Source organism: Mesorhizobium sp. M1D.F.Ca.ET.043.01.1.1 (genome assembly GCF_003952385.1).
Classification (GTDB): Bacteria; Pseudomonadota; Alphaproteobacteria; order Rhizobiales; family Rhizobiaceae; genus Mesorhizobium.
In genome coordinates this window covers 6203994-6215481 of record NZ_CP034444.1, presented here as the reverse complement: position 1 = coordinate 6215481, position 11488 = coordinate 6203994, and the positions used below count along the sequence as shown (strand labels likewise).

Sequence of the window (11488 nt, the reverse complement as noted above, 5' to 3'; positions counted from 1 at the left end):
TCTCATGACTGCCGCCCTTCATCCCGCCGAACCGGCATTGGCAACAGATCGCGCTCGCCGCGGCGGCCGTGCGGGAAAGCGCGCCGGCGGATCGGCTGCCTTCGAGCAGCCGCCTTTCCGGCAGTTGAAGAATCCACTGACGCCGACCCGGCTTGTTTCCGACGACGAGCTGGAATCGATCCATCTCGCCTCGCTGCGGGTGCTGAGGGAGATCGGCGTCGACGTGCTGCACGAGGAAGCCCGCCGCATCATGAAGGCGCATGGCGCCGACGTCAGCGAAGGCAGCGAGCGCGTGCGCTTCGACAGCGATCTGATCCTCGAGCTGATTTCGCACTGCCCCTCGGAATTCACGCTCCATACCCGCAACCCGGCGCATAATCTGCGCTTCGGCGGCAACAACGTCATCCTGTCGATGATGGCCTCGGCGCCCAATTGCTCCGACCTCGATCGCGGCCGGCGGCCCGGCAACCAGGCTGACTATCGCAACTTCCTGCGCCTGGCCCAGATGCACAACATCCTGCAGTGCACCGGCGGCTATCCGGTCGAGCCGATCGACATCCATCCCTCGGTCCGGCACCTCGAATGCATCCGCGACCTCGCCACGCTGACCGACAAGGTCTTTCACATCTATTCGCTCGGCAAGGAGCGCAATGTCGATGGCATCGAGATCGCCCGCATCGCCCGCGGCGTCAGCCGCGAGCAGCTGATGCAGGAGCCGTCGGTCTTCACCATCATCAACACCAATTCGCCGCTCAAGCTCGACGTGCCGATGATGGAAGGCATTATCCAGATGGCGAGCATGGGCCAGGTCGTGATCGTGACCCCATTCACGCTCTCAGGCGCCATGGCCCCCGTCACCATCGCCGGCGCGCTGGTGCAGCAGAATGCCGAGGCGCTGTCCGGCATCGCCTTCGCGCAGATGGTGAAGAAGGGCGCGCCGGTCGGCTATGGCGGCTTCACCTCCAACGTCGACATGAAATCCGGCGCGCCGGCCTTCGGCACGCCTGAATACATGAAGGCGCAGCTCGTCGGCGGCCAGCTCGCCCGCCGCTATAGCATCCCCTATCGCACCTCCAACACCTGCGCCGCCAACACTGTCGACGCGCAGGCCGCCTACGAGAGCGTCTTCTCGCTCTGGGGCGCCATACAGGGCGGCGGCAATCTGATGATGCACGGCGCCGGCTGGCTGGAAGGCGGCCTGCGCTGCTCCTACGAAAAGACCATCCTCGACATCGACCTCCTGCAGATGGTGGCCGAGTTCCTCACCCCGCTCGACCTCTCCGAGGATGCGCTCGGCTTCAACGCCATCCAGTCGGTCGGCCCGGGCGGCCATTTCTTCGGCACCCAGCACACGCAGGAACGCTACAAGACCGCCTTCTACTCGCCGATCGTTTCCGACTGGCGCAATTTCGAGACCTGGGCCGAAGCCGGCTCGCCGACGGCGCTGGAACGGACCAACAAGGTCTGGAAGGAACGTCTTGCCGCCTACGAGGAGCCCTATATGGATCCGGCCATCCGCGAGGAGCTCAACGATTTCGTCGACAAGCGCCGCGCCGAAGGCGGCGCGCCGACGGATTTTTAGTCGTCAATATTGGTTTGATGCGTAGTCGACCCCCACTCCGTCAAGCTTCGCTCGACACCTCTCCGCCGATCGACGGGGGAGAGGAAAGGCGCGAATCGATCCCAGCCGACACCTTTCCTCTCCCTCCGCAGGGAAGATCCCGCTCACTCAATTCGGCCCCTACAAAAACGGACCTATCTGTATGAAATCTCATGTGAAAGCGGTTGTCATCGGTGGCGGCGTCGTGGGCTGCTCGGTGCTCTATCATCTGGCCAAAGCCGGCTGGACCGACATTATGCTGATCGAGCGTTCGGAATTGACCTCCGGCTCGTCCTGGCACGCGGCGGGGGGCTTCCACACGCTGAACGGCGATCCGAACGTTGCCAAGCTGCAGGCTTATACCGTCCAGCTCTACAAGGAGATCGAGGAGCTTTCCGGCCAGTCCTGCTCGCTGCATCTGACCGGCGGCGTGATGATGGCCGATACGCCGGAGCGCATGGACTTCTTGCGCCTCGCCCACGCCAAGGGCCGTTACCTCGGCATGGACACTGAACTGATCACACCGTCCGAAGCAAAAGCGATGTTCCCGCTGATGGACGAGAAGAATTTCGTCGGCGCCATGTGGGACCCGGTCGAAGGCCATCTTGATCCCTCAGGCACGACCATTGCCTATTCCAAGGCAGCGAAAAAACTCGGCGCCGAGATCGTGTTGCGCAACCGCGTCGTCGACCTGACGCAGCAGCCCGACGGCACCTGGAACGTCGTCGCCGAGCAGGGCACGGTCCACGCCGAGCATGTCGTCAACTGCGGCGGCCTGTGGGCGCGCGAGATCGGCCGCATGGTCGGCGTCGAGCTGCCGGTGCTGGCGATGGAGCATATGTACCTGCTCACCGAGCCGATGCCGGAGGTCGAGGAATTCAACAAGTCGACCGGCCGCGAGATGATCGGCGTGCTCGATTTCAAGGGCGAGATCTACACCCGTCAGGAGCGCAACGGCATCCTGCTCGGCACTTATGAAAAGGCCTGCAAGCCGTGGTCGCCCGTCAACACGCCGTGGGATTTCGGCCATGAACTGCTGCAGCCCGACATCGACCGCATCGCGCCGTCGCTGGAGATCGGCTTCAAGCATTTCCCCGGCATCGAGAAGGCCGGCATCAAGCAGGTCATCAACGGCCCCTTCACTTTCGCGCTCGACGGCAATCCGCTGGTTGGTCCCGTGCAGGGCCTGACCAATTTCTGGTGCGCCTGCGCCGTCATGGCCGGCTTCAGCCAGGGCGGCGGCGTCGGCCTCGCCCTGTCCAACTGGATGGTCCACGGCGATCCGGGCTTCGACGTCTGGGGCATGGATGTCGCCCGCTTCGGCGAATGGGCCACGCTGCGCTACACCAACGCCAAGGTCCGCGAGAACTACTCGCGCCGCTTCTCGATCCGCTTCCCGAACGAGGAACTGCCTGCCGCCCGGCCGGCGCAGACGACGCCGCTCTACGACACCATGCTCGCCAACAACGCCGTCATGGGCGACTCATGGGGCCTCGAAACCCCGCTCTGGTTCGCGCCCAAAGGCACCGAGCCGAGGGACATCGTCTCCTTCCATCGTTCGAACGATTTCGGCCCGATCGGCGAGGAAGTGCGCGCCACCCGCGAGAAGGTCGGCGTCACCGAGATCGCCAACTTCGCCAAATACGAGGTCTCTGGACCTGCGGCCGAGGATTTCCTCAACCGGCTGATGACCAACCGCATGCCTAAAATTGGCCGCATCGTGCTGACCCCGATGGTCAACGAATTCGGCAAGCTGATCGGCGACTTCACCATCGCCAAGAACGGCGAGGACCGCTTCATGATCTGGGGCTCGTCGGCGGCGCAGAAATATCACATGCGCTGGTTCGAGAAGCACCTGCCGACGGATGGCTCGGTGCGCATCCACCGCTTCGACCAGACACTGGTCGGCCTGTCGATCGCCGGGCCCAAGTCGCGCGACCTGCTGCAGAAGCTGGTCGATGTCGACGTCTCGACAAAGGCCTTCCGCTTCATGGATTTCCGGGAGATGGCGGTGGGCGGCGCTCCCTGCATGGTCAACCGCATCACCTATACCGGCGACCTCGGCTACGAGATCTGGATGGCGCCCGCCTATCAGCGCCTTGTCTATCTCGCGATCAAGGAAGCCGGCGAGGAATTCGGTCTCGTCGATTTCGGCATGCGCGCGCTCTTGTCGATGCGCCTCGAAAAGAACTTCCCGACCTGGTTCCGCGAGTTGCGCCCGATCTACGGTCCGTTCGAAGGTTCGATGGACCGCTTCATCAAGCTGGAGAAGAACGACTTCATCGGCCGCGAAGCGTCAGCCAAGGAGCAGGCCGAAGGCCCGAAGCTGCGGCGCGTCTCCTTCATCGTCGATGCGGCGGATGCCGATGTGATGGGCGACGAGCCGATCTGGGCCAAGGTCAGCAAGGACTACGGCACGGTGGAAAGGCCGCATGGCTACGGCGCGCCGCGCTTCGATGAGACCGGCAAGGAAGTGCGCGGCTCCAAGGCAGCCGAAGGCGCCTCGGCCGTGCGCGGCATTGTCGACGGCGAATGGCGCGTCGTCGGCTGGGTGACCTCGGGCGGCTATGCGCACTACGTGCAGAAATCGATGGCGCAGGGCTATGTGCCGGCGGCCCTCGCGGAAGACGAGAGCGCCGGCCTGTTCGAGATCGAGATCCTCGGCCACCGCCGCCCGGCCCGCATCAATGTCGAGCCGCCTTTCGACCCGAGCGGCGAGAAGATGCGCACATAAGAGCCGGTACCGCTTTTGGATCGTGCGGGTGGCCGGCTATATAGCAACGGTCACCAACGCATCAGATGAGAAGACGACCCCTTTGCGGCACTTAGAGAAATGGACCGACTGGCTCTGCGATGAATGGGTCGGCCCTTTCAGCGCCGCGGTCGCATTCGTCCTTGCATATTGCCTTGTCCAGATCGTGGTGATGACGTTCTCGTCGCACGTCGCGGGCACCGGTGTTGGCGTCGACGACTCCGAGCAGCTGATGGCGATGCGCTTCCTCGCGGCCGGCTACGGCAGCTCGCAGCCGCCTCTATACACCTGGCTCGGCATCCTCACCGCATCGCTTGTCGGAACCGGCATCTTTGCGCTGAAGATCGTGAAATACACCCTGATGGCCGGCGCGCTGATCGCGTGCTTCGCCGCGGTGCGCCGCCTGGGGTACTCGAACCGGGCGGCGACCGCCGCAATGTTCGGCCTGCTTCTCTTTCCGCAGATCGTGTGGGAGATGCAGCACGCCCTCACCCACTCAGTCGCCGTCTTTTGCTTTTCGTCGCTATTGCTCCTGGCGCTGGTCGAGGTACAGAAACGGCGATCCACGGTCGCCTATGCGCTGCTGGGCCTGGTCACGGCAGCGGCGATGCTGTCGAAATACAACATCGTCATCTTCATTGCCTCGCTGTTCATTGCAGCTCTGTCCCTTCGCGAAACGCGCGAGGCGATCTTCGACCGTCGTTTCCTGATCAGCGTGATCGTGGCGATCCTTGCCTGCCTGCCGACATTCTACTGGAGCCTCACGCATCTGGGGGATCTGCTGGCGCACAGCGCCGGCTTAGGCGTTGCCGAGGGCGCCAGCGCGGCGAGGACGGCGTCTCGAGGCATTCTTGGCCTCGGCAACGCAATACTGAATTTCGCCGGGCTGCCGGTGGCGGTCTTTGCCGTTGCGTTTTTCCTGGCACGCAAGAAACCCACACTATCGTCCGGTCTCGGACCCTGGCCCGAAAAACTGCTCTGGCGCGCGATTGGCTTTGCCGTGGTGATCACGTTGGCGGTGGTGCTCGCCGGCGGTATCACGCAGTTTCGCGATCGCTGGATGCTTCCTGTATTTGTGCTGCTGCCGGCTGCCCTTGCCATCCGCCTGGACACGATGGGAGAAAGAGGCAGGAAGACGCAGGCCACGATCGTCTTTGTCGGCGCCGTGATCGCCATCCTGGTGCTGCCGGTGAGCTGGTACATGCATCTCCGTGGCGGCGACAATCGCGGTAGCATCGTGCGGATGGACTACGCTTCGCTCCATCGTCAGCTGGCGGCCGACGGGCCGGTCGGCACAGTGGTGTCGAGCTGGTTCTGGATCGGCAATCTCCGCCTGGTCGATCCCGATCTCGTCGTGCTCGACGACGAGATCCCCGATTTTGCCAGTTCGATCCGCGAGCCAGCGGTGCTTGTCCTGGCGGACGACGAAGAACCAGCTTCGGTCATTTTCGACAGGATCGCCACGGCCGGCTATGTGATGGACACTGTCCATCGCAGCATCGCGGTGCCTGAGCTGCTGGCGAACAAGCCCACGACCCGCCAGGTCACGATCACGAGACTTCACAAGATCGCGGCGCAGTAGCGCCCGGGAGGCCGCATGGAAAAACTTCGCTTCGGCCGTCATCGCAAGATCATGCCGTTCGAACCGGGCTCGGTCGAAGCCCTGCGCGCGGCTTCCCGCGAGAAGGCTGCCGCGCTCAACCAGCATGTGCTGGGCTATGGCGTGCAGGCCGAAGCCGAATGGGCGACGGCAGGCATTGCCGCTCCCGACCTGCCTGCCATGCGCAAATACCGGCTCGAACGCATTCGCGCCGAGCTCGCGCGCCGCGACTATGCCGGCGCCCTGCTCTACGACCCGGTCAACATCCGCTACGCGACGGATTCGACCAACATGCAGCCCTGGGTCGCACACAATCCGACACGCCACTGTTTCGTGGCGACAGACGGTCCGGTGGTGCTGTTCGACTATTTCTCCTGCGAGCATCTATCGGACCACGCTGGCGTCGTCGACGAGGTGCGGCCGGCGGTGTCGTGGATATATCTCTACAGCGGCGAGCTGACCGACAAAAAAGTCCGCCGCTGGGCGGCCGGCATCGCCGAGCTCCTTGCCGAGCACGGTGGCGGCAATCGCCGCATCGCCGTCGATCACATCAATCCGGAAGGCGTCGACGAGCTCGCCCGCCGCGGCATCACCGTCGGCAATGGCGAGGCGGTGATGGAGAATGCGCGCCTCATCAAGTCGCCCGACGAGATCCTTGCCATGCGCCGCGCCATCGTCGCCTGCGAGGCGGCGATGGGCGAGATGGAGGCGGCGCTGAAGCCGGGCATCTCCGAAAACGAACTGTGGGCGGAACTCCATCGCGGCAACATCGCCCGCGGCGGCGAATGGATCGAGACCCGGCTTCTGTCATCGGGTCCGCGCACCAATCCCTGGTTCCAGGAATGCTCATCGCGCGTCATCGAGGACGGCGATCTCGTCGCCTTCGACACCGACCTCATCGGCCCCTACGGCTTCTGCGCCGATCTTTCGCGCACCTGGCTCTGCGGCGACGGCCGACCGTCGAACGAGCAGCGCGACCTGTTCCGCATCGCCGCCGACCAGATCGCCCACAACACCAGCCTGATGCGGCCGGGCATCTCCTTCCTCGATCTCGTCGAGCGCTCGGCGGTGCCGCCCGGTGACTGTTTCCCGGCGCGCTACGGCGTGCTCTACCACGGCGTCGGACTGGCGGACGAGTATCCGACGCTGCCGCATGCCAGTGACTGGACGGACGACACACCCGACGGCGTGCTCGAACCCGGAATGGTGCTGTGCGTGGAAAGCTATATCGGCCGGTTGGGCGGACGCGAAGGCGTCAAGATCGAGGAGCAGATCCTGATCACCGATACCGGCAACGAAAAGCTCTCAGCCTACCCGCTGGACGAAAGATTGCTGGGCAACTGAGCCGCCCGGCCCGAGCCCGGCGATCGCTTCGCGCATCGCGTCGATGGTGCTCGCCGGCGTCGTCCTGGCGGTGATGAACGGCAGCCCTTTCCGCCTTGCTGTCCAGCCGACCACCTTCACGTGCCGCGCCGCAGACTCGAAACGCCGTGCCAATGCCCAGCTCTGGCAGTCGATGGCGGCGATGTCGGCCCTGCCCTCGGCGACGGCTACGATCGACGACCGGTGGCCGCCGCTCTCGCTGCGCGAGCCGAAGATGTCGAGACTTTCGCCGATCGCCTGCAGGTCGCGCGTCAGCCCGAGCAGCCCGGACATCGAATCCGGATTGTTGAAGACGAAGCGCTTGCCGCGCATGAGACCGAGCGGGATGACCGCATTGCCATCCGCGGGCGACGTGACCGATGGGCCGCCATCCGAAAACATCACTAGCGCGCTGGAATAGAGCTCGCCCTGCCCGCCCTCGAATCCGTCGTAGTCAGGCTGGGCAACCACCTGCACATGCCGGGCCAAGCCGAGTTCCATCGGCCCCCAGCAGGTTTGCCCGAAAAGCAGCGCAGGGCTCAGCCACAGTTGGCGAAAATCGAACTCGTCCGGCGGCAATGTCGCCGGGTCGGGGGCGATCAGCTTTCCTGCGCCGTCGCGGATGCCGTCGGGTACCGGCGGCAGGTCGCGATTGCTGCGCACCATTTTCTCCGGCGCATCGATGCCCTTCTGCCGGAACGCATCGCGAAGCCGCGCCCATTGCGCGTCGACCTCGCCACGCGCCTCGGGCCAGTCATACATCGGCAAGGCCGCAACCAATTTGCTCATAACGAACAGCTTTCAGAAACAGGCTACCGTCGGTGCCTGCGTCCCGCGGCGAAAAAACAGTCGCGGAAAGTCGAATTATTCCTTGGGCGGCTCAGCCGGCACGGGAGCCGTTCCAAGTCCGTTCACATTACGCGCTCTGATGCGCGGCTTGAAGGCGCGGCCGGGTTCGGGCGCGCGGCGCAGCACCGGATGCACTACCGGTTCCTTGGCCTTGAAGGCAAAGGATTTGATCAGCGCGAAGTAATTCGGATAGACATAGCCGTTGTTCATCCGCAGCCATTCTTCGCGGCGATCGCGAAACATCTTCGGCAATCTGTACCAGGCAACCGTCGGGCTCTTGTGGTGCACGAAATGCAGGTTGTTGTTGAGGAACAGGTAGGAGAGCGGCGACCGCTCGACGATGATCGTGCGGCCTTCCGGATGCTCCGACCATTGGTGCTCGGCATAGGTGCGCACCGAGATCAGCGACTGGCCGAGCCACACCGGCACCAGAATGTAGAGCCAGAGCGGGATGCCGAAGCCGAAGGTCACGATCGGCACGACCACGGCGAGGCCGACGGCATGCAGCAGCCAGCCCTTGCGGATCGCCTTGTCACCCGCGGCCATCTGCCTGGCATCGTCGATGAAGAAGCCGATCGACGACAGCCACGGGCCGAGGATCAAACGGCCGACCATGGTGTTGTTGATCTTGAGCAGGAACTTCATTGCCGGCGGCATTTCCGCATGCATCCAGAGCGCCTGATAATAGCTTTCCGGATCGTCCAGCGGATCGGTCAGCCGCTCGTCGGCATGATGGCGAAGATGGATCGCCTTGAAGCGGCGGAACGGCCAGACCAGGCCGATCGGCAGGAAGACGAAGGCTTCATTGATCCTGGCGTTGCGGGTCGGGTGCCCGTGCAGCACTTCGTGCATCAGCGAGGATTGCAGGGCCAGTATCAGGGCGAGGATGGCGAGCGCCAGCAGGGGATGGGAAGGCCAAAGCAGGAAGCCGGTGGCGAGCCAGGCGCCATAGCAGAAGAGTGTGAGGAATACCGTCGGCCATTCCACGGCCGGTGTGCTGCTGCGTCTCTTGCTTATGCCAGTCATGCTATCGACCACTGCCCTCCAGTCGCCGGAACCAGTTTGATTCCTGACAACATTGTGTCAGGAGCCCGCCGTTGTCGCAACGCGACAAAGCGCACAAACTGTTGCGAATGCGCATTTTTAGCTGCAGATGTTATACTTTGTAAACAAACCTGGGGATTCATTTGCGCCTGAGCAGTCGTCAGAAAGGCCCCGGCGCAAATTTTTCCTCCTCGGCACAGGAGTGGCGTGATGGATAAGCGAGATCTGTCGACGATCTTCCGGGAGCGTCTGAAATTGCTACTGACACGCTCCGACTTGAACCAGTCGGCCTTCGCGACCGCCGTCGGCATCGACCGATCGGCGCTGTCGCAGCTGCTGTCCGGCGCCTCGACCCGCCTGCCCCGCGCCGAGACGCTTCTCAACATCGCCGCCGAGTTCAAGGTGTCGCTCGACTGGCTGCTGGGCCTGAGCCAGGACGAAGGCGTCACCGGCGAGATCCGCGAGAGCCTGGAGATCGAGGAGGCGCCCGACGGCTTCGACCGCACGCTGCTCGCCAAATGGCACGCCGAGGCGGCCGGCACCAAGATCCGCTACGTGCCTGCGGGCATTCCGGACCTCCTGCGCACCGAGGCGCTGGTCGAGTACGAGGCCGGCATTGCCAACAAGAGCCGCGAGGCGCAGGCCGGCGAAACGCAATACCGTATCGACTACAACAGGCGGCCCGAGACCGATATGGAGGTCTGCATGCCGCGTCATACGCTGGAGATCTTCGCGCGCGGTCTCGGCGTCTGGGATCGTTTCCCGGAAGCCGAGCGCCGCAAGCAATTGCTGCACATGGCAACGCTGCTCGACGACCTTTACCCGACCTTCCGACTGTTCCTTTATGACGGCCGCATGCGCTATTCGATCCCCTACACGATCTTCGGTCCCTACCGCGCCGCGATCTACGTCGGCGACATGTATCTGGTGCTGAACGCCACCCAGCCGGTCCGCACCCTGACCAGCCATTTCGACAATCTGATCCGCGCCGCCGACATCAACGCGCATGAGGCGGCGAGCTTCACGCAAAGGTTGGCCGGCATGTCCTTCCCTTCAGTCTCCGTCTGAACGTTTCATCATCGTCGTCGTGCCTTGCGGTCAGCATCTGACCAACGGCGGCCCCTGCATCGAGGTCAAGATCACTCTCAGGCCGGAAAGGCGGTTATCCGGTACACCGTCGCGACCGCAAATTCATTGACGGGACATAAAGACTTCTTTATATCGTTATCCGAATTCAGGATACGAAAGCCAAAGCCATGACCGCGACCAATCCGATCGACGCATTGCTTGCCGAAAAAGGCGTGCTTTTGGCTGACGGCGCCACCGGCACGAATTTGTTCGCCATGGGCCTCGAGGCCGGTGAAGCGCCCGAGCTGCTCAACGAGACAGCGCCTGCCACCATCGCCAGCCTGCATCAGAATTTCGTCGATGCCGGCGCCGACATCATCCTGACCAATTCCTTCGGCGGCACCCGGCACCGGCTGAAGCTGCATCATGCGCAGGACCGCGTTTACGAGCTCAACAAGCGCGCCGCCGAAATCGCCCGCTCCGTCGCCGACAAGGCCGGCCGCAAGGTGATTGTCGCCGGCTCGGTCGGCCCGACCGGCGAGTTGCTGGTGCCGCTCGGCGCCATGACCTATGAGGACGCGGTCGATGCCTTTGCCGAGCAGATCGAAGGCTTGAAGGCCGGCGGCGCCGAAGTCGCCTGGATCGAGACCATGTCGGCGCCGGACGAGATCCGCGCCGCGGCCGAAGCGGCGATCCGCGTCGGCCTGCCCTACACCTACACCGGCTCCTTCGACACCGCCGGCCGCACCATGATGGGGCTGCTGCCGAAGGACATCCACGGCGTCGCCGACGGGCTGTCGCAGGCGCCGCTCGGCGTCGGTGCCAATTGCGGCGTCGGTGCCGCCGACATCCTGGCCTCGCTGCTCGACATGACCGACGCGAAGCCGGAGGCCACCGTGATCGTCAAGGGCAATTGCGGCATTCCGGAATTCCGCGGCAGCGAGATCCACTATTCCGGCACGCCCGAGCTGATGGCCGACTATGTCCGGCTGGCGGTCGACGCCGGCGCGAAAATCGTCGGCGGCTGCTGCGGCACCTCGTTCGCCCACCTCGCCGCGATGCGCAAGGCGCTCGACGCGCATAAAAAGTCGGCGCGTCCGACCGTCGAGACGATCGTCGAGCGCATCGGTCCGATGCGCAACAAGATCGCCTCGGCCGGTTCGGCCGAGGCCGGTGAAGGTCGTCGCGAGCGCCGGCGCAGCCGCGCCTGAAA

The 11488-nt window shown here is 64.0% G+C and carries 8 protein-coding genes; 6 read left to right on the top strand and 2 right to left on the bottom strand.

Annotated elements, in window-relative coordinates:
- Nucleotides 1-4 precede the first annotated feature (4 nt).
- The 4 genes from EJ067_RS29735 to EJ067_RS29720 all read left to right on the top strand — a co-directional run bounded on the left by EJ067_RS29735 (nt 5) and on the right by EJ067_RS29720 (nt 7296).
- Nucleotides 5-1582, top strand: coding sequence for a trimethylamine methyltransferase family protein (locus EJ067_RS29735; RefSeq protein WP_126088699.1), 1578 nt, complete (start codon nt 5-7; stop codon nt 1580-1582).
- 181 nt (nt 1583-1763) lie between these two features.
- Nucleotides 1764-4334, top strand: a complete 2571-nt coding sequence (locus EJ067_RS29730; RefSeq protein ID WP_126088698.1) for an FAD-dependent oxidoreductase — start codon at nt 1764-1766, stop codon at nt 4332-4334.
- 82 nt (nt 4335-4416) lie between these two features.
- Entirely contained in the window at nt 4417-5934 is a 1518-nt protein-coding gene (locus EJ067_RS29725; RefSeq protein WP_245468084.1) for a glycosyltransferase family 39 protein, read from the top strand.
- Between the two features lie 15 nt (nt 5935-5949).
- On the top strand, nt 5950-7296 hold the full coding sequence (locus EJ067_RS29720; RefSeq protein WP_126088696.1) for a Xaa-Pro peptidase family protein: 1347 nt from the start codon (nt 5950-5952) through the stop codon (nt 7294-7296).
- Here EJ067_RS29720 and EJ067_RS29715 read toward each other — a convergent pair.
- Both EJ067_RS29715 and EJ067_RS29710 read right to left on the bottom strand, forming a co-directional pair.
- Nucleotides 7258-8103: a PhnD/SsuA/transferrin family substrate-binding protein gene (locus tag EJ067_RS29715; protein ID WP_126088695.1), complete on the bottom strand. Its 846-nt coding sequence runs from the start codon at nt 8101-8103 to the stop codon at nt 7258-7260. The two genes, EJ067_RS29720 and EJ067_RS29715, sit on opposite strands and share 39 nt — an antisense overlap.
- A gap of 75 nt (nt 8104-8178) precedes the next feature.
- Complete coding sequence (locus EJ067_RS29710; RefSeq protein ID WP_126088694.1) at nt 8179-9189, bottom strand: fatty acid desaturase; 1011 nt, start codon at nt 9187-9189, stop codon at nt 8179-8181.
- A gap of 228 nt (nt 9190-9417) precedes the next feature.
- Between EJ067_RS29710 and EJ067_RS29705 the strand changes: the two genes are divergently transcribed.
- Nucleotides 9418-10275 (top strand): helix-turn-helix transcriptional regulator, encoded by an 858-nt coding sequence (locus tag EJ067_RS29705; protein WP_126088693.1) that lies wholly within the window; start codon nt 9418-9420, stop codon nt 10273-10275.
- A 188-nt stretch (nt 10276-10463) separates the two neighbouring features.
- Nucleotides 10464-11486 (top strand): betaine--homocysteine S-methyltransferase, encoded by a 1023-nt coding sequence (gene bmt / locus EJ067_RS29700; RefSeq protein ID WP_126088692.1) that lies wholly within the window; start codon nt 10464-10466, stop codon nt 11484-11486.
- Nucleotides 11487-11488 lie beyond the last annotated feature (2 nt).